This window comes from Hymenobacter ruricola, assembly GCF_015694525.1.
In the GTDB taxonomy this organism is placed as follows: domain Bacteria; phylum Bacteroidota; class Bacteroidia; order Cytophagales; family Hymenobacteraceae; genus Hymenobacter; species Hymenobacter ruricola.
Map to the genome: position 1 here is coordinate 268,205 of NZ_JADQDM010000004.1, position 19,117 is coordinate 287,321.

Here is a 19,117-nt window from a genome sequence, read left to right on the forward strand (position 1 = left end):
CGGTTTTCGACCGGAGCAGGACGGCCGGCTGCCTCAGCACAAACAATTATTCTGGAAGTGGCAAGGCAATCCGCCGCTCCGTAGCCACTCGGGCCGGTGAAGCAAAAGCAACCCAGCACGGCCTGCTCCTGGGCAACCCAGTTGCCTGCGAGGCGTGTGAGGCGTAGGGCCTGTTCAGGCCTGGTGGCAATGGGGCAGTAAGTAGTTTTATTAAGAACTTGTAAAGTCAGATATTATTCCAGGCTTAATTCTGACAACTAGAGGTTTATGGCGGTTTAAGGGGGTAAGCCCTGTGTAGTAAAGTCCGATGTTCAATGATTTTTATTTTCGGACAGCACTGTCAAAAGGTAGATTCGATGCAATAATTCTATGTATTCCCAATTGTCATGCGCAAGTTCTACCTGCTGGTGTTGCTGGTTTTTTGCTGTCTGAAGTGGAATGTTCCCTGCTGTGCCCAACAGGCCACTACCCCGGCCTTGGTTGGCGGCCCGCCCATGTTATCCCGGGCCGATACGATAGCCGCCCTGCACGAACTATTTAAGGCAAAGCGAAAATCCAGCCCACTATTTCTAGCCGCTACTCCTGTGGTGCTGGGCTTAACCTTTGCTTTGGTAAAAGCCACTGCTGTCAGTCAGGTAACCAAGAGCGCGTTTGGCCAACGGTCTACCTCCTCTGACGTCGCATTGCCAACGATGGGCATCGTTGCAGGCACCGTCGGGCTTTCGGCTTTGCTAGAGCGCTACGCTCGTTATACCCCCCGAAGCGAAAAGAAAATATTGCGCCGATACGAGAGCACCCACGCACTTCCGCCGTGGGTAAACCAACAGTTGACGCAATACAGCAAAGCAAAACAGTAAAGCCCTCATCCGCTTGGCCCACGAGCACCCATCCGTAAGGGCGCCCGCTGGTGCACCTCGTGGCGGTGCCTGTGCTGGCGAATTTTTTGAGCGTGGCGCACAAGTGGGTTCTGCCCGCTCAAGCAGGCTCCCACAGCTCAAGCTTGTTGCCGTCGGCGTCCATGATGTGGACAAATTTGCCGTAGTCGTGGCGCACGATGTCGTCCAGGATGGTGACCCCGTTTTCCCGGAGCTTGCTCACCAGCCCTTCAATGTTCTGGACGCGGTAGTTAATCATGAATTCCTTTGCGGAAGGGGCGAAGTAGTCGCTTCCCCGCTGGAAAGGGCTCCATTGGAGCTGGTTTAGCTCGTCGGGGTTGTCCACGTTTCTGCTTTCAAAAGTGGAGCCCCAGTCGGTGGTTTCCAGCCCGAGGTTTTTGGCATACCAGGCATTGGTTGCCTTGGGGTTGTCTGAAAAAAAGAAAATCCCGCCAATGCCCGTCACTTTGGGCGTCAGGTCGTTGGCGGAGGGCGCCGGGGTGGGTTCGGTGGGTTGTGCTGCCATTGGAGAGGTGGTTGCTGGTGGAGCTGCAAGATGGCAGAAACGGGCGGCATTGTGTGCGCAGGCTGGTCCGGCCAGGCGTGGCCCGTGGCGCCCGCTGCCCGGGGCGCCTTGTCGAAGGCTCATCGTAGCTTCGGGCACCAAAAGCTGCACCCATGAAAAAGCGTGTCATAACTGCCGCCCTGGCGGCCGGCCTGGGTCTGCTGGCGGCCCCGGCGGCACCCGCCCAGACCGCCCAGTCGCCCGCCACCAGCGCCGACGCCCGCGCCAAAATCACCCGGGAGGCCGACCAGAAAGCCGCCGCCTGGGTTGCCGCGCTTCAGCTGAAGGACGCCCGGAAGGAAGCCGCGGTGCTGGAGGTAATTGCTGCTCATTTGCAAGCCATTGGGGAGTACCACGACGCGCACCCCTACACCGAAACGCCGGCCGGCATCAACCCCGCCACCGGCAAGGCGCTGAGCACGCTGGACCGGCAGCTCATTGCCGTGTCGGCCATGCCCAACGCCATTCACGACAACCTGCTGGCCGGCCTGCGCCAGCACCTCACGCCCGCGCAGGTGGAGGCCGTGCTCGACCAGTACACCATCGGCAAAGTGGCCTTCACCCTGAACGGCTACAAGGCCATCGTACCCAACCTGACGGCCACCGAAGAAGCCGTCATCCTTGCCAACCTGAAGCAGGCCCGCGAACAAGCCGTGGATTTCAAAACCATGAAGGAAATTTCCGCCGTGTTTGAAATCTACAAAACCAAAAACGAGGACTACCTCAACACCCACGGCCGCAACTGGCGTGAGCTGTTCAAGGCCTACGTCGACGCCGCCAACGCCCGCAAAGCCGCCGGCAAAGCCCCGACGCCCGCTGCGCCTCCAAAGTAGCGCCGCGCTATTCCTTCATCACCCGGCGGGTTTGCTGGAAGTTGGTGCCGCGCAGCTTCAGCACGTAGATGCCGGGCGCCAGGTGGGCCGTGTAGTCGCGCAGCTGGCTTTGCAGGGCCGCGGGCGTGCCTTGCAGTGAGAGCAGGCGGGGGCCCTGCGGCAACGAAAAATCGAGGGACAGGCGGCCGGCGCGGGCGGGCACGTCGGCCAGGCTGAAGGGCACCTCGCCGGCGGGCGGGCTCGGGTACACGAACAGGCGCGAGGTGGGCCGCGACGTGGCCGCGTTGCTGATGCCTGCGAAGTTGACCCCGATGAGCACCGGGTCGTGGTCCGACGACCGGAAGGGCGTGGCGATGTCGGTGGCCGCGCCGGCGTTGGAATACTCCAGCACGCTGGGCTCGCCCGAGTTGATGTGCCACTTCTGCACATCAATGAAGCCCACCAGGTTGGGCGTCACCACGGCGTGGTCGAGCGAGCCCGTGAGGCCCTTGAACACGTAGGACGCGCTGGTGGGCGGCGTGGCCGGCACCAGCCCGGCGGCGCGCATGATGTCGATGGGGTCTTCCTCGTAATTAGCGTTGTAGTCGCCGGCGCTCACCACGCGGGCGGCCCCGGCCGGCACCACGGTTTTGGTGATGAACTGCACCAGCGCCGCGGCCTGGGCCTTGCGGCGGGCGTTGGAGCCGCCCTGGCCGTCGTTCTGGTCGGCGTCGGGGCCCTTGCCGCTGCCCTTGCTCTTGAAGTGGTTGATGACGAAGCCCAGCGTATCGGGCCGCTCCTTGCGCTTGGTGACGAATACCTGGGCCAGCGGCGGGCGCTCAAATATGCCCGGCGTGGTGAAGAGCAGCGGTGGTCCCAGCGGCGCCAGCACCGCCGGCTTGTAGAGAATGGCGCAGTGAATGAGGTCGGTGTTGTTGGGCTGGTGGTTGGCGTCGCCGTCGTTCACGAAAATGTAGGTGCCCTTGCCCATCACCTCGTTCAGGCCGTCCACCAGGTTCTGAATGGCCGAAGTGGAGCCGTTGCCGTCGTTCTCAATCTCGGTGAGGCCCACCACGTCGGCGTTCATCTGGCTGATGGCCAGAATGATTTTGGCGCGCTGCCGGGCAAAATCCTCGGCGGTTTTGGCCCCGCGCGGCGTGGGAAAGCCGCTGCCCTCGCCGTCGCCGTTGAAGTAGTTGAGCACGTTGAAGCTGGCCAGCTTCAAATCAAGCTTGCCAAACACCGGCGGGCCCTTGGGGCGCACGGTGCGCACCACCGGCGCCGCTTCGCCCGGCAGCGGCTGCACGCGCCACTTGCCAAAGCCGTAGCCCAGGATGCCGCGCAGGCCCAGCAGCGTGCTGCCCACGCGCACGGTGCCGGTTTTGGGGTCGAGGTAGGGGGTGGGCGAGGGGTTGTTGGCCGAGCTGCCGTCGTCGAGCACCAGGCACTTGTTTTCGTTGGCTTTCTGGTAGGCGTTCACGGCGGCCACGTTGCTGCTGCCGCTGCTGCGGGTGCCGGTGGCGGGCTCGTCGTTGGGGTCGATGAACTGGGTGGGCTGGTAGGCCAGGCCCTGGGCCGAGAGCGTGAGCTCGCCGCGCTGCCGGAGGCTGTAATTGTCAACTACCGTCATCGGGCCCGAAAACTGCACCCGCATGCCTTCGTAACGCTCGGCATCGGCCGCCGAGAAGTCGGCGTTGTTGAGGGTGACAAAGGCCGGCAGCGCCTGGCCTGAGGCCAGCACCGTGATGGTGGGCTCGGTGAGCACGGCTTGGTTGAAGGAGGGCGCGCCGGCGTCTTCGCGCACCGTGCCGCTGACGCGCACCCGGTCGCCGATGCTGACCGTGGGCGCGGGCGCCGCCACGAACAAAGCATCGGAAGTGGCCGGGTTGCCGTCGGCGGTGGCCTTATCGTCCTGCACGTAGAAGCCGGCCGGGTTCAGGCCCGCGTACACGCCCGTCACCACGGCTTCAATGGTGTAGGTGCCGGCTTTGGCGCTGGCGCCGGTGCCCTGAATGGTGCCAATGGGGGTGGCACCAGCCGCGCCGACGCCCAATAAAAACCCTGCGAAAAGGACGAGCTTACCGCGCATTTATAGAACTAAAAGAAGGTGGAAAGGGCGCTAAAGATATTACCAGCGGCCATACGGACGCCCGAAGTAGCCGGAGCAGCCGCAAAAATTCATGGGCTGAGCCGGGGTGTACGGGAGCCGAAGCCGTCCGGCAATCAACGCCGCAGTTTTTTAGCCCAGCGGGCTACCTTTGGTCACTTCTGCCACTTCTTTTTGCGCTTCGCATGAATTTCTTCGGCCGCCCCGACCGACTCGCTTTTGCCCTTCTTTCCGGCCTGTGGCTGGGCCTGGCGGCCTGCACCGCCTCCAAAGCGCCCGCCGCCACTGCCGGCGCGGGCGCCACCGAGCCCACTTCAATTTTGCTGCTGGGCTCCAATCATTTATCACAGCTTTACAAGGCCAATAACCCCAATTCCGACGTGCTCACGCCCCGCCGCCAGGCCGAGATGGTGGCCTTGTGCGAGCAGCTGCAGCGCTACCGCCCCGACGGCATCTTGGTGGAAGAGCTGCCCGAAAACCAGGGCCGCCTCGACAGCCTTTTCCGCCTCTACCGGCAAGACCGGCTGGACCTGAACACCATGCCCGGTGGGCGCAGTGAAGTGTACCAGGTGGGGTTTGTGCTGGCCAAGCGCCTCGGCCTGCCCGGCGTGCACTGCGTGAACTCGCCCGGCGGCACCTCCCAAAGCATCCTGAACGCGGGCAAAAACATCGAGCTCTATGAGCAGGCCACCAAGGAGTGGCGCGAGTTCATCCCCGGCCTCGACCAGCCGCTGCTGGCCGGCACCATCACCATGAGCCAGTACTACCGGGCCATGAACGAGCCCGCCACCGTGCAGCGCCTGCACACGCTGGTGTACCGCACGCCGGCCCGCGTCACCGACGGCACGCTCAAGCCCGACCCCATGGTGGACGCGGCCTTCATCAACCCGCGCTACGTGGGCGCCGAGTTCATTTCGGTGTTCTACAACCGCGACCTGAAGGTGTATTCCAACATCGTGACCACGCAGCTGGCCACCCGCCAGCGCCGCCAGCTGCTCATCATGGGCCTGCGGCACGTGGGTTCGCTGCACGGCATTTTCCGCGATGACCCCGCCTACCAGCTGGTGGAGGCCAACGCCTACCTCAGCCGCCGCTAGGGGCGCACCAGCCCGAAACGGCCACCTTTTACGTCCAGCACGATGGTGCGCGCCGCGAACGGCTCGTTGCCCAGCATGCCGGCCATGCCCGAAAAGCGCATCATCAGGTTTTGGCTGAAGCTGGTGCCCGTCATGTGGCTGACGGTGCCCAGCGGCAGCGCGGCCGGGCCCATCTGCACGGCCTCGGCCGTGGGCGCCGTGTAGGAGGTGAGGGGCCGGCCCCAGGAATTGACCACCGTGGTGCGTACGGGCGCGCCGGGCCGGGCCAGTTGGTGCCACTCGCCCTCGTTGGTGAGCAGGGCAAAGGCGCTGGCGCCCGTGTCGAAAAACAATTGCCGCGGCTGGCCCTGCAGGCCCGCCGTGAACACCGGCCGCCGGCTTTCGAACGCCAGGGGCACGAAATCGGTGCGCTGGGCCACGCTGTCGGGCACCTCGGGCAGCAGGCTGAAGCGCTGGCGGGCGTAGTCGAGCACCAGCGCCCGGCCCTCCAGCACGTCGCCCCCGAGCGTGCCGATGATGAAGGGTTCGAGGCTGTCGGCGGGCAGCGTGCGTGCGCCCAGGTCGCGGGCCCTCACCCAGCGCGCCCGCACCAGGCCCTGGCCAATGCTGAAGCGGAAGTCGCGCAGGGTGTCGTGGTGCAGCGCCAGGGCCGGGCGCAGGGCGGGATAGCGCGCTTGCAGTGCCGCCAGCGGCCGGGCGTAAAACAAGGAGTAGGGCGCGCCGGTGTCGAACTGCAGGTAGCAGGTGCGCGGGCAGTTGGGCAGCCGCACGGGCACCAGCACGGCGGCGTGCGGCATGGCCCGGCCCCCGGCCGTATCGGCCAGCCAGGCAAAGGCGCAAGTGGCCGGCAGCCCCGAAACCACCAGCTGATTAGGCGGCGGCATAAACTGCCGGCGGAAGTAGAAATAGCCGCCGATGCTGCTCAACGCAAGCAGCGCAAGCACGGAAAGCAGGACTTTGAAAACGGGTTTCATGATGCAGAAAAGGTGAGTGGCTTGACTGCATCAAAAGTGCTTGGCGCTGCTGCCGAAACCGGGCGCCATTAGGGCGTCATTTTGCCGCCACTTCGGACAAGATGCTGATTATTAACCCGAATGGTTTAGGAGGCGGCGCCTACAGTCGGAAGCGGTACACGTCGAAATTGCCCCGGCGCAGCTGCGCGCCGTAGTAAACGACCGTGCACACGTTGGCCGCGTAGGTGCCAATCAGGGCGCTCAGCCAGAGCTCGGGCAGGGCCACGTGGTAGTGCCGGTACACCACCAGTTGCCCCGCCAGCGCCAGCAGCATCAGGAAGAACGTGCCCACCTGCCACAGCGCCTGAAAGCCCAGCACCCGGCGGCCCAGCTCGGCCACGTGGGCGGTGCTGTGGCGCCGGGCGCGCCACAGCAGCCAGGGCACCACCAAGTTCAGCAGGGGCAGCACCAGGAAGCTCAGGGCGCTCAGGTTGAGCAGCTGCAAAAAGTCAGGGTCGGAGCGCAGGGCAGAGGTGGCCGCGGCCAGCTCAGCCACGGCAACTGCCGGCTCGGGCCGCGGCGGCTCTGGCTCGGCGTGCAAAGCTTCGAGTGGCACGCTCAGGGCGGCGGCCAAGGCCTGCACGGTGTGGCCGCGCGGCACCGTGGCGCCCTGTTCCACCCGCTGAATGGTGCGCAGGCTCACCCCCGATTGCTCCGCCAATACTTCTTGCGACAAGCCTTTGCTTTTGCGAAGAGCCAGAATGCGGGCGGCGGAAAACTCGGACATGCAGGAGAATCAGGGTAGAAAAGCGGCGGTAAAATAAGTTCTGCCGAATGCTATTTGGGCAAACGACAAAGGTCCCGCCATTTGCTAGCCCGGCTGCTGCGCCAGCCAGGCGGCCGCGGCCGCCTCGGTATCGAAGGAGCGATACACCAGCGGCAGGCCCTGCACGGTGGTGGTCACGAAGGCGGTGGCCAGGCGCACCAGCACGTCCGGCGACACCACCACGGCACCGTGCCGGTAGCCACCTTCCGCCACGGCGCGCGGCAGCCAGGTGCGCGCAATCCACTGCTGCTCGGCAGGCGAAAAGGGAGGCATGGCCAGCTGGTTAATCAGGATGCGGCTCCAGCGCTGCTGTTGCAGGCCGCGCAGCATCTGCTCAAACAGGGCCTGGGTATCGGCCAGGGTGCGCGGGCCCGGGCTCCAGGTGGCGCGCAGAAAGCCCACCGGGTCGGCGAGCAGGCGGCCCGCCGCGTTTTCAAAAAGTACTGGCGAAGCCACGTGGTTCATTGGCACAAAGGTACCCCCAGATGCGCTCAAGCCACTAAAATTTCCCCACCTTCTATTCAGGTGGCGGTCAAGCACCGAACCGCGGGCAGAACGCCTCTGCAGCCACGCTCTCGGCCTGGAAACGCGGCTGAAACGGCACTACGGTTGGGTCCGCAGTGGCAGTGGTGCTTGCCCTTGCCGGGCATTACCGCCGTATAATCGGGCTATGATTCCCTTAATCACCCACACGCCGCGCCTGCTCATCCTGGCCGCCAGCCGGGCCCTGCTCACGGCCGAGCTCCACAAACCGCATTATTTCCCGGTGCTCCTCGGCGCCGCCCTGCCCGAAGACTGGCCCCCCGGCGAGTACGACCGCCCGGCCATGGAGTTCTTTCTGGAGCAACTCACGGCTGGCGGACGCACCGCCGCCGGCTGGTACGGCTGGTACGCCCTGCGCAAAGCCGAGGGCGACACGCCCCGCACCCTCATCGGCAGCGGTGGCTTCATGGGCCCGCCCGACGCGGCGGGCACGGCGGAAATCGGCTACTCCATTTCCAGCGACTGGCGCCGGCAGGGCCTGGCCACCGAGTTGGTGGGCGGCCTGGTGGCGCAGGCCGCGGCCACGGGCATGGTGCGCCAGCTGGTGGCCCACACCGAGCCCGGCAACGCGGGCTCGCAGGAGGTGTTGCTGCGCAACGGCTTCGTGGCCGCCGGCACGGCCGACGACGGCCGCCTGCGCTTCGAGCGGGCCGTGGAGCCGCTGGTGGCCGAAAATGAGGCCCCGGCCCCCCTGGAACGCTAGCGGCCGTGGCCTACATTTGCCGCATCCCTGGCCCTGAATTGCTCCGCGCTTCCATGAAAAAAGCTTTGCTGAAATACGGTTTCTTCGCGCTGCTGCTGGCCCCGCTGGGCTGCAAAACCAGCAGCCCCGCCGCCACCCAGGCCCCCGCCGCAACCTGGACGCCCCAGAAAGCCGACAAGTGGTTTCGGAGCCGCGTGTGGGCCAATGGGCTGAAGCTGAACGTGCAGGAATCGGTGAACAAAGTCGAATTTGCCAAGCAGTACACCGCCAACAAAGCGGCCTGGGACAAAGCCTTTGCCTACTTCCGCGACACCAATTTGGAGGAGCTGCCCGTGGGCAAGTACCCGATTGACGCCGACAACGTGACTGCCGCCGTGACGGACAACCCCACCAAGGAATACGCCGACACCAAGTGGGAGTCGCACCGCAAGTTCATCGACATGCAGTGCGTGGTGCGCGGCGCCGAGAAAATGGGCCAGGTGCCCATCGACCAAGCCACCGTCACCAAGCCCTACGACGACGCCCGCGACGTGGCCAACTACTCGGCCGAGGGCCCGCAGTACGAAGCCCGGCCCGGCACCATCTTCATCTTCTTCCCGCAAGACGTGCACCGGCCCAACATCAAGGCCGAAGGCGTCGACCGAGACAAGAAGGTGGTGGTAAAGGTGCGCGTGGCGCAATAGGCGCGCCGCTTGGTGGCTGAAGCCAGAGTAGAACAAACCAGAACGGTCATGCAGAGCGTCAGCGAAGCATCTTTACCGAGGAAGTAATTGATTACTCTCGTGGTAAAGATGCTTCGCTGACGCTCTGCATGACCGTTCTGTTCGCCCACCCACTCTAAGAAATAATAACCTCGACCCGCCGGTTCTGCTGGCGGCCTTCGGGGTTGTCGTGGCCGTCGGGCTGGGTGTTGGGGGCCACGGGGTTGGCTTCGCCGTAGCCTTTGACCTGGGTTTGACCGGCGGCGCCGGGCGTGTGGGTGCTGAGCCAGTCGGCAATGGCCTGGGCGCGCTGCTCCGACAGCTTCAGGTTGTAGGCGTCGTCGCCCTTGGCGTCGGTGTAGCCGTTGATGAGCACCCGGCTTTTAGCGGCTTGCTGCACCACCTGGGCCAGCTTCTCCAGTGTGGGCTGGGCCTCCGGCTTCAGGTCGGCTTTGTCGAAATCGAACAGCACGTCGGCGCTGAAATTGATGACCAGGCCCGCCGCCGTCTGCTTGCCGCCCAGGTCGCTGATGAGGCCGTTGAGGTCGCTCACCGAGCCGGTGAGTCGCTGGCCCTGGTCGAGCGGCGGCCGCGCCGCGGTGGGTGCGGCCGTGCCTGGGGCTTGCGGCGGCGCGGCCGGCCGGCCGGTGGCGCTGCTGAGGTGCTGGCCGGCGTCAGGCGTTTGCGATGTAGGCTGCTGTTCGGAGCAGGCGGCGGCTAACAATGCCAGCAACAGGCCAGCGGCGTGGCGTGGGCGGTTCATCGCTGCACGGCCACGCCGTCGAAAGAGCCCACTTCCGGAATCGTCAGCGAGATGGTTTGGCTGGTGGCGGGCGGCGCCGGAAACTTCACGGTGGCGATGGACGGACTGTTTTGACTGAGTTCAATTCGCAGCTCTTTGGTGTTGGAGTAGAGCGGCGTGGCCATGTAGCTGCCTTCCTGGTCTTTCAGCACGCCGTATTTCTTGGAAGTGGCGTCGTCGATGTAATTAATCTGGTCAATCTTTTCGTAGAGCGTCGGCGTGTTGTCGATGCCCGGGTTGAGGCTGTACTGCAACTCCACAGTCAGGATGTCGCCGCGCACCAAGGCCTTCGTGAGGGCCACCTGCGTGCCCTTGGGGCCAGGCTGGGTGTCGAGGGCGGGCTTGGTGGGCGCGGCGGGGGCGGTTTCGGCCCGGGTCACGCCGGTTTCGGCCGGGGCCGTGGCCGCGGGGGCCGGCGCGGTGGCGGGTGCCGAGGCCACGGGTGCGGTGGTTTCGTCGGCCGGTTTCTGGCCGCAGCCGGCCAGGCCAAGCAGCGCGGCGCTCAACACAATGAGGGACTTGTTCATAAAGCTTGTCAATGGTTAGGCTCGGTGATACGCGCCCGGCCGCGGGCAAGTTTATCCCCAAGCCGCCGGGCGCGCCAAACGCTCCCGGGGCCGGGCCATAGCCAAACCAGTACCGGGGCCGTACAAGGCGCAAGATTCCCTTCTTCCACTTCTCTTCTCCGCTCTGCTATGACCAAACTGCTGTTTCTCGTCTTCTTATTTGTGTCGGCCGGGCTGGGCCTGCCCGCGGCCGCGCAAACCGGCACCGCCGACGTGCCCCCGCGGCCCAAGCCCTTCCATTTCATCAACGACGAGGCCAACCTCATGGCTCCCGCCGATGCCAAAAAGCTGGACAACGGCCTGCGTCGCTACGCCGACAACAACGGCACCCAGGTCGTCGTCGTGACCGTGCCCTCCCTCGGCGGGCGCGACGTGGCCGACTACGCCCGGGCCATCGGCACGGCCTGGGGCGTGGGCCAGCGCGACAAAAACAACGGCGTGGTGGTCCTCATCAGCTCGCAGGACCGCAAAGTCAGCATCCAGCCCGGCAGCGGCCTGCAAAGCATTATCACGCCGCAGGTTACCCAGCAGGTTATCGGCCAGATGGGCCCCAGCTTCAAGCAGGGTAACTATTTTGCCGGCCTCCGCACCGGCCTGAATACCCTGATGGCCGCCGCCGACCCCAACGCCGCCACCCGTCAGCAGGCCGGCAGCGCCGCCACCAGTCCCGCTGCCACCAGCCCCGCTGCCACCAGCCCCGACCTAACCACCCAAAGCAACCTCTCGCAGGACCCCGCCCCGGCGCCGGTCGCCGACCCCGTGCTGGCCGCGCCGCCGGCCGAGCCGGCTTCCTCGGGCCCCGGCATGGGCACGCTGCTCATTGGGGCACTGGTCATTGGCGGCGTGCTGTGGTTTTTGGTGAAGATGTTCCGCGGCCGCAGCGCCGCCAATGCGGCCAGCAACGGCCCGTCGGGCTCCGCGCCCGACTTCCTGCCGAACCGCGGCCCGGCCGGCAACTACAACCAGGGCGGCGGCTACGGCCCGGGCTACGGCGCGCCCAACCAGGGCGGAGGGGGCATGGGCGTGGGCGGCATGCTGGCTACCGGTGCCGCCGCCGCCGCGGGCGCCTACCTCGGCAACCGCATGGCGTCGGGCCACGACACGTCGGGCAATAACTACGCCGGCGACGGCAACAATACCAGTTTCAACACGGGCGCTGCCGGGGCGGGTGCTGCCGGCCTGGGCGCCGCTGGTGCAGGCAGCGACTACTTCGCAAACCGCGACGGCGGCGCGGCCGACAATTCTTCCGCCCCCGACTATTTTTCCGACGCCAACACGGCCTCCGATAACTCGTCGGACTACTTCTCCTCCGACGATAATTCCTCCTACGACGACAACTCTTCCGGCGACACCGGCGGGGGCGGCTTCGACAGCGGCAACGATAACAGCGGCTCGTGGTAAGTAGCTGGCATTGCTTGTAACACTCAAAAAAGCCCCAATGCAAAGTGCGTTAGGGCTTTTTTATGCAAAAACCGCCGACTGAGAATGTCAGGGAGGCGCGCAGTAAATAAGTAAATCGGCAAAGCGCTATACCTTTCGGCCGTATTCACCTTCACTTTTTCGGCGATGTTTCAAGGTTTGCGCACGGTGGTGTATCCGGCGGGGGATTTGGCAGAGGCTACGGCCTGGTACAGCCGCGTTCTGGAACAGGGGCCGTATTTCAACGAGCCATTTTACGTAGGCTTCAACGTGGGCGGCTACGAGCTGGGCCTGGTGCCCGATGGCACCCCCGACGGGCCCGTCGGCGCCACCACCTACTGGGGCGTGCCCGATGCCGCCGCGGCCCACACGCGTCTGCTGGCGCTGGGCGCGCAACCCCACGAAGCCGTGCACGATGTAGGCAGCGGCATTCTGGTGGGCACCGTGCTCGACCCGTTTGGCAACCTGCTGGGGGTCATCCAAAACCCGCACTTCGCGCTGCCGGCGTAGGGCCGCACGCGCTGCACATCCTTTTCCGGGCCGATGAGCCCGTTGTTTTCCATGCCTGAAAATACTTCCCTGCTGGCCGTGCCGGTGCTCGAAACCAGCCGCCTGCGCCTGCGCGGCTTCCGCGCCGATGACTTTGATAACTGGTTCGCCATGAGCCGGTCAATTGACTATCACCGCTACTTCACGCCCGAGCCCATGCCCGCCGAGGAAGTGTGGAAGCTGCTGCTGCGCAGCGCCGGCCACTGGGCCGTGATGGGCTACGGCTTCTGGGCGGTGGAGGAAAAGGCCAGCGGGCGCTTCGTGGGCGGCATCGGCTTCCTCAACCTCAAGCGCGCCCTCGACCCGCCCCTGGGCGAGGCCCCGGAAATCGGCTGGGTGCTCGACCCCGCCATCCACGGCCTGGGCTACGCCACCGAAGGCGTGGCGGCCGCCCTGGCCTGGGGCGAGCAGCATTTTGGGCCGGTGCGCACCGTCTGCATCATCCACCCCGACAACGTGCCCTCGTTGAAAGTGGCGGCCAAGTTTGGCTACCGCGAATACGCCCGCACCACCTACCACGAGCAGCCCATCGTGCTGCTGGAGCGGCCCGGACAGCCCGCCTAGGCCGCGGGCGCCCGCCGGTGCGCCTGCAGCAGCCGAATGATGGCGTAGATGCCGGGCAGCATGGGCAGGGCCGCCGTCCACATCCCGGCAAAATAGTAGCGCCCGGTGGTGTGGAAGTAATAATTGGGCATGTTGGCCACCAGGCGGCCGTTGGCCACCACCGCCGAAACGGCCCGGGCCAGCTCCGGCGCAATGGCAGGCTTAAGAACCGGGAAAATGAAGTGCGTGAACTCCGCCACGCCCGGCCCGATGAAGATGAACCACGCCAGAAAGCCCGCCAGCGGCACGCGGTAGTACAAGCCCAGCGCGGTGAGGGCGTAAAGCGTCGGCCCGAAAAACGCGAACACCAGCAGAAAGCCGCGCTCCGTCCAGCTGATGTTGAACAAGCGGCTCATGGCCGGCCCAAAGCCGGTGAGGTATTCTTCCGTCATGTGAATTTCGAGCGCGGCCACCGTCAGCAGAAACAGCGGCAGAATGAGGGCCGGGTCGGTGGGGCGGGCCAGGTAGGTGCGGCGCCACAGCACCAGCGCCACCAGCCCCGAGCCGCCCACTATCAGCACCGGCGGCAGCCCAATGGCGCGGTAGCCCGCGGCCATGGCCACCACCAAAAAAGCCACTGCGCCGGCAAAGCTGGCCCATTGCGTTGTGTTAGAAATTGTCATAAAATGAAATGCTAAACTAACCAGTTGGTTAATTAGTGAGCAAAAAAAGCTAGAGTTGTTGCAACAGCATTTGTGTGATAAGAAGCTGGCGTTCTTTTAGAAAGCTGCGGTACTGAGCTTCCGTCTTGTGCATGATGCGGCGGAGCAGGGGCTGGGCCAGCACCGGATACACACACAGCGCCACTATGTTGGCAAACAGGTGCTCGGCGGCGTTGGGCGCCTGGTGCCGGGGGTGGCCGGTGGCGGCCAGCTGCTGCCGGAAGGCCGGCCAATCGACCAACGCCTGCTGGCCAAACTGCGCGGTGAGGCGCTCCGGGTGCTGCTGCAGCTCGTGCACGATGAACGCGGCGAGGGCCGGGTTTTCGGCCAAGGCGTCGGTGGTGTACGCCACGTACTGCGCTATTTTCTCGGGCAGCGGGGCCTCGCCGTTCAATACCGGGGCAATGCCCCCCAGAAACTGCCCCAGCGCCCCCCGAAACACGGTGTCGAAGAGCTGCTCTTTGCTCTTGAAGTAGTAGTGGAGCATGGCTTTGTTGATACCAGCCAAATCGGCGATTTCCTGCATGCGGGCGCCGCTCAGCCCTTTTTGGTAGAACACGGTGCTGGCAATGGCCAGGATTCGGTCGCGGGTGGAAGCATCCAGGTTGGGCATCAACTAACCATTTGGTTAAGGCAAAAGTAAACGTTTTTGGCCAATGTTGGTTCCGCCGCCGGCCCGGCTGCTGCAAACCACCTGCGCGGGCTGAGCCGACTGCCGGCTTTTACTTTGCCCCAACCAAGCGCCGTTGCTCATGCCCACCCGTCCATACATTCTCGCCGAAACCACCTGGAAAACGGTGCAGGAAAACGCCTACCAGGTAGTAGTACTGCCCTGGGGCGCCACCGAGGCCCACAACTACCACCTGCCCTACGCCACCGACAACTACCAGTCGGACTACGTGGCCGCCGAGGCCGCGCGCCGGGCCTGGGAGCAGGGCGCCAAAGTGGTGGTGCTGCCCTGCGTGCCCTTCGGCGTGAACACCGGCCAGCTCGACATCACGCTCGACATCAACATGAGCCCCAGCACCCAGCTGGCGCTGCTGCGCGACGTGGTGCAGGTGCTGGCCCGCCAGGGCATCCCCAAGCTGGTCATCCTGAACGGGCACGGCGGCAACGACTTCCGCCAAATCCTGCGCGAACTGCAAGCCGAATTTCCCACGGTGTTTCTGAGTACGCTCAACTGGTTCCGGGCCGCCGACCGCAACCAGTATTTCGGCGCGCCCGGCGACCACGCCGACGAACTGGAAACCAGCGTCATGCAGCACATTGCGCCCGAGTTGGTGCGCCCGCTGGTCGAAGCCGGCGACGGCGCCGCCAAGCAGTTCCGCATCGCGGCCCTGCGCCAGGGCTGGGCCTGGGCCCAACGCGAGTGGAGCCAGGTATCGGCCGACACCGGCGTGGGCAACCCCGCCGCCGCCACCGCCGAAAAAGGCGCCGCTTTCCTGGAAGCCGTGACCACCAACATCGGCCGGTTTCTGGTGGAGCTGGCCGCCGCCGATCCACAGGATTTGTACGAGTAATAAAACGTCATGCCGAGCGCAGCAAAGCATCTTGCCCGCCATTACTGATTCCGACGATTGAGTCAGTATCGAGGTAAAGATGCTTCGCTACGCTCGGCATGACGTTCTTTTCGCTAACTAAAATCAACTCATGCTGACTCCATTCGACAGCGTAATCTTTGACCTCGACGGCACGCTTTGGGATGCCTCGGCGGCCATCACGCGCGCCTTTCAGGCGGCCAAAAACAGCGTCGACTACATCGAAAACGACGTGACGCTGGCCCAGGTGCAGGCCGTGACCGGCCAACCCTACACCGTGGTGTACGAGCGCCTGTTCCCGAAGCTGCCCGCCGACAAGCTGGACGAGTACCGCGCCCTCTGCGCCCGCCACGAGCTGGCCGCGGCCGTGGAGCACGGCGGCGCGCCTTACCCGGGCCTCGAAGACGCCCTGCGCTACCTGCGCGGCCGTGGCTACCGGCTGTTCATCGTCAGCAACTGCCAGCTGGGCTACGTGGAGGCGTTTTTCCAGCACAGCGGGCTGGGCGAGTTCTTTGAAGGCCACCAGTGCTTCGGCACCAAGCTGCTGGCCAAAGCCGAAAACATCCGGGAAGTAGTGGCGCAGTACGGCCTGCAAGCGCCGGTGTACGTGGGCGACACGCCCGGCGACCTTGCCGCCAGCCAGGGCGCGGGCGTGCCGTTCATCTTCGCCACCTACGGCTTCGGAACGCTGAGCGAGGCCGAAGCCCCAACGCGCATCAGCCAATTGGCCGACCTGAAAAAGCTGCTCTGAAACGCGTCAGAAAGCCCTCGTCAGAACAGTCATGCCGAGCGCAGCGCAGCATCTTTACCGCCACCACTAATTGATGGCGTTGCGCAGTAAAGATAATGCTGCGCTGCGCTCGGCATGACGGGCTGCTTTGTTTACTTCGATTAGCCCTCCGCCTCACGAAGCATGTGGTAAAAAAGGCCACATTTCGTACTTTGGTGGCATGAATTTTCCGGTTTTTTCCCGCATTACCATCCATCCGTCCATCTGCGGCGGGCAGCCCACCGTGCGGGGGCTGCGCTACCCGGTGTGGCAGGTGCTGGAGTGGCTGGCCAGCGGCACCACCGAAGCCGAAATCCTCGCCGGGCACCCCGAGCTCGAAGCCGAAGACATCCGGGCCTGCTTGGCCTTCGCCGCCGAGCGCCTCAAGCCCCTCGACCGCACCCCGCCCACCCAAGAAGACCAGAATTCTGAAGAGTGGATGCTGAGCCGCCAAAGCCAGTGGCTGGCCGAGCAGGAGTTTCTCAAGCAGCTCTGGGAGCGCAACCCCGCGCCGGCCAGCCCCGGCCCCGAGCCCGCGGCCCGGCGCAAAACCAGCTGGCTGCGCTTGCCGAAATGAGCGGTTTTAAGCCGGAATAGATGCGTAGCTTTGGCGCCCTTGCCGCCGGCCAGCTGCCGGAAATAAAGCCGCCACCTCCCATGTACCAGGACCTTGCTTCGACGGCTTTTCTGCACGTGGCCTTCCGGCCCGATTCGTGCCTGCTCATCGGCCGCTGGCTGTGTTCCATCAACGAGGCGCAGTTGCGCGAGGGCTACCAAACCATGCGCCGCGCCGCCCAGCAGCACGAGTGCCGCCACTGGCTGATGGACGCCCGCCGCCGCACCGACCGCCGCCAAAACGGCCCCGAATGGGTGGTGACCAACTTCCTGCCCCAGGTGCAGCAGGAAATGGGCGCCCCGCTCTACGTGGCCTTTCTGGTGCTGCCCAACCACTTGCGCGAAGTAGAAGCCGACCCGGAAATGGCGGAAAAAGAACCTTCGCCCAACGCGTCGTTTCAGTACGCCCGCTTCATCGACGAAGGCGCCGCCAATGCCTGGCTTGACGAGAAGCGGCGCGGGGATAAGTAGGAGTGAGAAGCCGCCCCGCTTGTCATGCAGAGCGCAGCGAAGCATCTTTACCGCGCAACGCAATTATTTACTTCCACGGTAAAGATGCTTCGCTGCGCTCTGCATGACCGTCCGCTGGTTGTACTGACGTTCTGGTTATTCCGGCCATTGCCTGCTACCGTTGGCTTTCCAGCGTTTGCATGGGCGTGGCCGGCTCCACGTTCGAGGTGTTGGGGAAGGCCACGAAGTGCGACACGCGCGGCGCCTCCGGCCCGCTGTGCAGGCGGCGTACCTGGGCTTCCACGGCCTGGTCTTCCTTGGTGAAGCGGTGGTGCTGGCGCTGGTGCTCGCCCCAGGTGGCTACGTAGTAGAACTCGGTAAGGCGCGTGGGGTGGGCCACGTCGGCAAACACGCCGGCGCGCAGGGCGCCGTCGCGCAGGCGCAGGCGCTTGAGCTGCTCGGCCGCCGTGCGGAAGGCGGGCCAGTCGGCCGGCTCCACGCGGTATTCTATCATGATGACGACGGGGCCGTCGTCGGGGTCGATGTGGCCTTCGGTTTCGGGGTCGGGCCAGTGCTCGGCGGGGTCCAGGTTCAGGCCTTCGGCCGAGCGCATCGGGAAGGGAATGGCCAGCAGCGCGCTCGCCAGCATCCAGCCCGCGGCAATGAGCAGCGAGATTTCCAGAGTGAGGTGGTCGGCCAGCTCGCCCCACACCAGGCTGCCCAGCGACAAGCCCGCCTGAAACACCAGCATATACACGCTGATGACGCGCGCCTGCACCCATTTCGGCACGCTCAGCTGCACGGTGGTGCTGAAGCTGGTCATCACCATCAGCCAGGCAATGCCGGACAGGAACATCACCGCATAGAGAATGTAAATCTGGGTGATGAGCGCCAGCGACAGGTTGGTAACGCCGAACATGAGCACGCCCAGCAGCACCCGCTGGTTGAAATTCAGCCGCTCGCCGGCCCGGCCCATCAGAAAAGCGCCCGTGACGGCCCCCGCGCCCAGCCACGACAGCATCACGCCGTAGTGCCCGGAGCTGAGGTGCAGCTTGCGCGCCACCACCACCGACACCAGCCCCCACAGGGCCGCCGCCCCAAACGAAAACGCAAACGTGCGCACCAGCACCCCGTAAATGGCCGGCGAATACTGCACGTAGCGCAGCCCCGCCCGCAGCGCCCCCAGGAAGTTTTCGGCCGGGCCGCTGGTCAGCGTGTGCTCGCGCTTCCAGAAATACACCACCGCCCAGGTGCCCAGAAACGACACCCCGTTCAGCACAAACACCCAGCCCGCCGAGTAGTAGGCAATGATGGCCCCGCCGATGGCCGGCCCGATGGCCCGCGCAATGTTGTTGCTGACCCCGTTCAGGGTAATGGCAAACGACAGCGCTTGGCGCGGCACCAGCTCGTTGGTCACGGCCTGCCAGATGGGCGCGTTCAGGGCCGCGCCCATGCCCAGCAAAAACGTGAACCCTAGCACGCCATAGGCCGAAATCTGGCCCATGAGCGTGAGCGTGCCCAGAATGGCAGCCACCACCGCCATGAACCCCTGCGTGAAGAGCAGCAGCTTGCGGCGGTCCACCATGTCGGCCATGGCGCCGGCGGGCATGCTCAGCAAAAACGACGGCAAGCTGGTGGCGGCCTGCATCATGGCCACGAGCAGGGCCGAGGTGGTGAGCGTGGTCACGAGCCACACGCCGGCCACGTTCTGCATCCAGGTGCCCACGTTCGAGACCAGGCCCGCAATCCAGATGGCCCGGAAAAGGGAGTAGGTAAACGGCGTGAGCAGCGTGGCTTTGGGCGGGGCAGGAGGGGCAGTGGGCGTCATCGGCAGCAGGTTTCTACCCTCATCAACAAGCGGACGGGGCGAATGGCTTCCTACGGCTAAAGGATACAAAAGGCTTTGCCTGTCATCCTGAGCGCAGCGAAGGACCTTCTCACCAATGAACAAGTTGTTTCGAC

Annotated in this window: 22 protein-coding genes; 12 read left to right on the forward strand and 10 right to left on the reverse strand. The window is 64.9% G+C overall.

The features are described from left to right. Positions 1–386 precede the first annotated feature (386 nt). A complete protein-coding gene (locus tag I2H31_RS11105) occupies positions 387–857 on the forward strand; it encodes a hypothetical protein (protein WP_196293101.1) in 471 nt (156 codons plus the stop codon). A 118-nt stretch (positions 858–975) separates the two neighbouring features. Here I2H31_RS11105 and I2H31_RS11110 read toward each other — a convergent pair whose 3' ends face one another. Further along, the gene (locus I2H31_RS11110; protein WP_196293102.1) at positions 976–1,401 is read right to left on the reverse strand and encodes a VOC family protein; all 426 of its coding nucleotides are present in this window, start codon (positions 1,399–1,401) and stop codon (positions 976–978) included. A 152-nt stretch (positions 1,402–1,553) separates the two neighbouring features. Between I2H31_RS11110 and I2H31_RS11115 the strand changes: the two genes are divergently transcribed. Continuing rightward, a complete protein-coding gene (locus tag I2H31_RS11115; protein WP_196293103.1) occupies positions 1,554–2,273 on the forward strand; it encodes a DUF3826 domain-containing protein in 720 nt (239 codons plus the stop codon). Between the two features lie 7 nt (positions 2,274–2,280). Here the strand turns inward: I2H31_RS11115 and I2H31_RS11120 are convergent, their stop codons facing one another. Beyond that, positions 2,281–4,341: an ExeM/NucH family extracellular endonuclease gene (locus tag I2H31_RS11120; protein WP_196293104.1), complete on the reverse strand. Its 2,061-nt coding sequence runs from the start codon at positions 4,339–4,341 to the stop codon at positions 2,281–2,283. 203 nt (positions 4,342–4,544) lie between these two features. Between I2H31_RS11120 and I2H31_RS11125 the strand changes: the two genes are divergently transcribed. Beyond that, entirely contained in the window at positions 4,545–5,456 is a 912-nt protein-coding gene (locus I2H31_RS11125) for a DUF5694 domain-containing protein (RefSeq protein ID WP_196293105.1), read from the forward strand. Here the strand turns inward: I2H31_RS11125 and I2H31_RS11130 are convergent. From I2H31_RS11130 to I2H31_RS11140, 3 genes are all read right to left on the reverse strand, one after another. Continuing rightward, entirely contained in the window at positions 5,453–6,430 is a 978-nt protein-coding gene (locus I2H31_RS11130) for a hypothetical protein (protein WP_196293106.1), read from the reverse strand. The genes I2H31_RS11125 and I2H31_RS11130 overlap by 4 nt on opposite strands. A 139-nt stretch (positions 6,431–6,569) precedes the next feature. After that, complete coding sequence (locus I2H31_RS11135; protein ID WP_196293107.1) at positions 6,570–7,196, reverse strand: helix-turn-helix domain-containing protein; 627 nt, start codon at positions 7,194–7,196, stop codon at positions 6,570–6,572. A gap of 84 nt (positions 7,197–7,280) precedes the next feature. After that, positions 7,281–7,700, reverse strand: a complete 420-nt coding sequence (locus tag I2H31_RS11140; protein WP_196293108.1) for a hypothetical protein — start codon at positions 7,698–7,700, stop codon at positions 7,281–7,283. Positions 7,701–7,905: 205 nt separating this feature from the next. On the opposite strand from I2H31_RS11140, the gene I2H31_RS11145 reads away from it, so the two are divergent. After that, positions 7,906–8,481, forward strand: a complete 576-nt coding sequence (locus I2H31_RS11145) for a GNAT family N-acetyltransferase (RefSeq protein WP_196293109.1) — start codon at positions 7,906–7,908, stop codon at positions 8,479–8,481. Between the two features lie 53 nt (positions 8,482–8,534). Continuing rightward, on the forward strand, positions 8,535–9,164 hold the full coding sequence (locus I2H31_RS11150; protein ID WP_196293110.1) for a YhcH/YjgK/YiaL family protein: 630 nt from the start codon (positions 8,535–8,537) through the stop codon (positions 9,162–9,164). A gap of 154 nt (positions 9,165–9,318) precedes the next feature. Here I2H31_RS11150 and I2H31_RS11155 read toward each other — a convergent pair whose 3' ends face one another. Both I2H31_RS11155 and I2H31_RS11160 read right to left on the reverse strand, forming a co-directional pair. Then, positions 9,319–9,915, reverse strand: a complete 597-nt coding sequence (locus I2H31_RS11155; protein WP_196293111.1) for an OmpA family protein — start codon at positions 9,913–9,915, stop codon at positions 9,319–9,321. 26 nt (positions 9,916–9,941) lie between these two features. After that, the gene (locus I2H31_RS11160) at positions 9,942–10,511 is read right to left on the reverse strand and encodes a lipoprotein (RefSeq protein ID WP_196293112.1); all 570 of its coding nucleotides are present in this window, start codon (positions 10,509–10,511) and stop codon (positions 9,942–9,944) included. A gap of 168 nt (positions 10,512–10,679) precedes the next feature. Here I2H31_RS11160 and I2H31_RS11165 point away from each other — a divergent pair, with 168 nt between their 5' ends. The 3 genes from I2H31_RS11165 (at position 10,680) to I2H31_RS11175 (ending at position 13,082) form a co-directional block, all read left to right on the forward strand. Further along, the gene (locus I2H31_RS11165; protein ID WP_196293113.1) at positions 10,680–11,951 is read left to right on the forward strand and encodes a TPM domain-containing protein; all 1,272 of its coding nucleotides are present in this window, start codon (positions 10,680–10,682) and stop codon (positions 11,949–11,951) included. A gap of 165 nt (positions 11,952–12,116) precedes the next feature. After that, on the forward strand, positions 12,117–12,479 hold the full coding sequence (locus tag I2H31_RS11170; RefSeq protein ID WP_196293114.1) for a VOC family protein: 363 nt from the start codon (positions 12,117–12,119) through the stop codon (positions 12,477–12,479). Between the two features lie 51 nt (positions 12,480–12,530). Next, positions 12,531–13,082 (forward strand): GNAT family N-acetyltransferase, encoded by a 552-nt coding sequence (locus I2H31_RS11175; RefSeq protein ID WP_196293115.1) that lies wholly within the window; start codon positions 12,531–12,533, stop codon positions 13,080–13,082. On the opposite strand, the gene I2H31_RS11180 is transcribed toward I2H31_RS11175, so the two are convergent. Together I2H31_RS11180 and I2H31_RS11185 are read right to left on the reverse strand one after the other, a co-directional pair. Beyond that, positions 13,079–13,744 carry a hypothetical protein gene (locus I2H31_RS11180; protein WP_196293116.1) on the reverse strand — a complete coding sequence of 222 codons (666 nt, stop codon included), beginning with the start codon at positions 13,742–13,744 and terminating at the stop codon, positions 13,079–13,081. The two genes, I2H31_RS11175 and I2H31_RS11180, sit on opposite strands and share 4 nt — an antisense overlap. A gap of 49 nt (positions 13,745–13,793) precedes the next feature. Then, on the reverse strand, positions 13,794–14,396 hold the full coding sequence (locus I2H31_RS11185; RefSeq protein WP_196293117.1) for a TetR/AcrR family transcriptional regulator: 603 nt from the start codon (positions 14,394–14,396) through the stop codon (positions 13,794–13,796). Positions 14,397–14,535: 139 nt separating this feature from the next. Here I2H31_RS11185 and I2H31_RS11190 point away from each other — a divergent pair, with 139 nt between their 5' ends. The 4 genes from I2H31_RS11190 (at position 14,536) to I2H31_RS11205 (ending at position 17,176) form a co-directional block, all read left to right on the forward strand. Continuing rightward, positions 14,536–15,303, forward strand: coding sequence for a creatininase family protein (locus I2H31_RS11190; RefSeq protein WP_196293118.1), 768 nt, complete (start codon positions 14,536–14,538; stop codon positions 15,301–15,303). A 130-nt stretch (positions 15,304–15,433) separates the two neighbouring features. Continuing rightward, a complete protein-coding gene (locus I2H31_RS11195) occupies positions 15,434–16,072 on the forward strand; it encodes an HAD family hydrolase (protein WP_196293119.1) in 639 nt (212 codons plus the stop codon). Between the two features lie 199 nt (positions 16,073–16,271). Next, positions 16,272–16,667, forward strand: a complete 396-nt coding sequence (locus I2H31_RS25635; protein WP_196293120.1) for a DUF433 domain-containing protein — start codon at positions 16,272–16,274, stop codon at positions 16,665–16,667. Between the two features lie 80 nt (positions 16,668–16,747). After that, entirely contained in the window at positions 16,748–17,176 is a 429-nt protein-coding gene (locus I2H31_RS11205) for a hypothetical protein (protein WP_196293121.1), read from the forward strand. A gap of 154 nt (positions 17,177–17,330) precedes the next feature. Here I2H31_RS11205 and I2H31_RS11210 read toward each other — a convergent pair whose 3' ends face one another. Continuing rightward, positions 17,331–18,983 carry an MFS transporter gene (locus I2H31_RS11210; protein ID WP_196293122.1) on the reverse strand — a complete coding sequence of 551 codons (1,653 nt, stop codon included), beginning with the start codon at positions 18,981–18,983 and terminating at the stop codon, positions 17,331–17,333. Positions 18,984–19,117: the final 134 nt, after the last annotated feature.

Coding starts and splice junctions, on each gene's coding strand:
- I2H31_RS11120 (WP_196293104.1), bottom strand. CDS start 4,341: ATGCGCGGTAAGCTCGTCCTTTTCGCAGGGTTTTTATTGGGCGTCGGC.
- I2H31_RS11190 (WP_196293118.1), top strand. CDS start 14,536: ATGCCCACCCGTCCATACATTCTCGCCGAAACCACCTGGAAAACGGTG.
- I2H31_RS11125 (WP_196293105.1), top strand. CDS start 4,545: ATGAATTTCTTCGGCCGCCCCGACCGACTCGCTTTTGCCCTTCTTTCC.
- I2H31_RS25635 (WP_196293120.1), top strand. CDS start 16,272: ATGAATTTTCCGGTTTTTTCCCGCATTACCATCCATCCGTCCATCTGC.
- I2H31_RS11105 (WP_196293101.1), top strand. CDS start 387: ATGCGCAAGTTCTACCTGCTGGTGTTGCTGGTTTTTTGCTGTCTGAAG.
- I2H31_RS11130 (WP_196293106.1), bottom strand. CDS start 6,430: ATGAAACCCGTTTTCAAAGTCCTGCTTTCCGTGCTTGCGCTGCTTGCG.
- I2H31_RS11185 (WP_196293117.1), bottom strand. CDS start 14,396: ATGCCCAACCTGGATGCTTCCACCCGCGACCGAATCCTGGCCATTGCC.
- I2H31_RS11115 (WP_196293103.1), top strand. CDS start 1,554: ATGAAAAAGCGTGTCATAACTGCCGCCCTGGCGGCCGGCCTGGGTCTG.
- I2H31_RS11140 (WP_196293108.1), bottom strand. CDS start 7,700: ATGAACCACGTGGCTTCGCCAGTACTTTTTGAAAACGCGGCGGGCCGC.
- I2H31_RS11135 (WP_196293107.1), bottom strand. CDS start 7,196: ATGTCCGAGTTTTCCGCCGCCCGCATTCTGGCTCTTCGCAAAAGCAAA.
- I2H31_RS11150 (WP_196293110.1), top strand. CDS start 8,535: ATGAAAAAAGCTTTGCTGAAATACGGTTTCTTCGCGCTGCTGCTGGCC.
- I2H31_RS11195 (WP_196293119.1), top strand. CDS start 15,434: ATGCTGACTCCATTCGACAGCGTAATCTTTGACCTCGACGGCACGCTT.
- I2H31_RS11205 (WP_196293121.1), top strand. CDS start 16,748: ATGTACCAGGACCTTGCTTCGACGGCTTTTCTGCACGTGGCCTTCCGG.
- I2H31_RS11210 (WP_196293122.1), bottom strand. CDS start 18,983: ATGACGCCCACTGCCCCTCCTGCCCCGCCCAAAGCCACGCTGCTCACG.
- I2H31_RS11145 (WP_196293109.1), top strand. CDS start 7,906: ATGATTCCCTTAATCACCCACACGCCGCGCCTGCTCATCCTGGCCGCC.
- I2H31_RS11160 (WP_196293112.1), bottom strand. CDS start 10,511: ATGAACAAGTCCCTCATTGTGTTGAGCGCCGCGCTGCTTGGCCTGGCC.
- I2H31_RS11165 (WP_196293113.1), top strand. CDS start 10,680: ATGACCAAACTGCTGTTTCTCGTCTTCTTATTTGTGTCGGCCGGGCTG.
- I2H31_RS11180 (WP_196293116.1), bottom strand. CDS start 13,744: ATGACAATTTCTAACACAACGCAATGGGCCAGCTTTGCCGGCGCAGTG.
- I2H31_RS11110 (WP_196293102.1), bottom strand. CDS start 1,401: ATGGCAGCACAACCCACCGAACCCACCCCGGCGCCCTCCGCCAACGAC.
- I2H31_RS11175 (WP_196293115.1), top strand. CDS start 12,531: ATGCCTGAAAATACTTCCCTGCTGGCCGTGCCGGTGCTCGAAACCAGC.
- I2H31_RS11170 (WP_196293114.1), top strand. CDS start 12,117: ATGTTTCAAGGTTTGCGCACGGTGGTGTATCCGGCGGGGGATTTGGCA.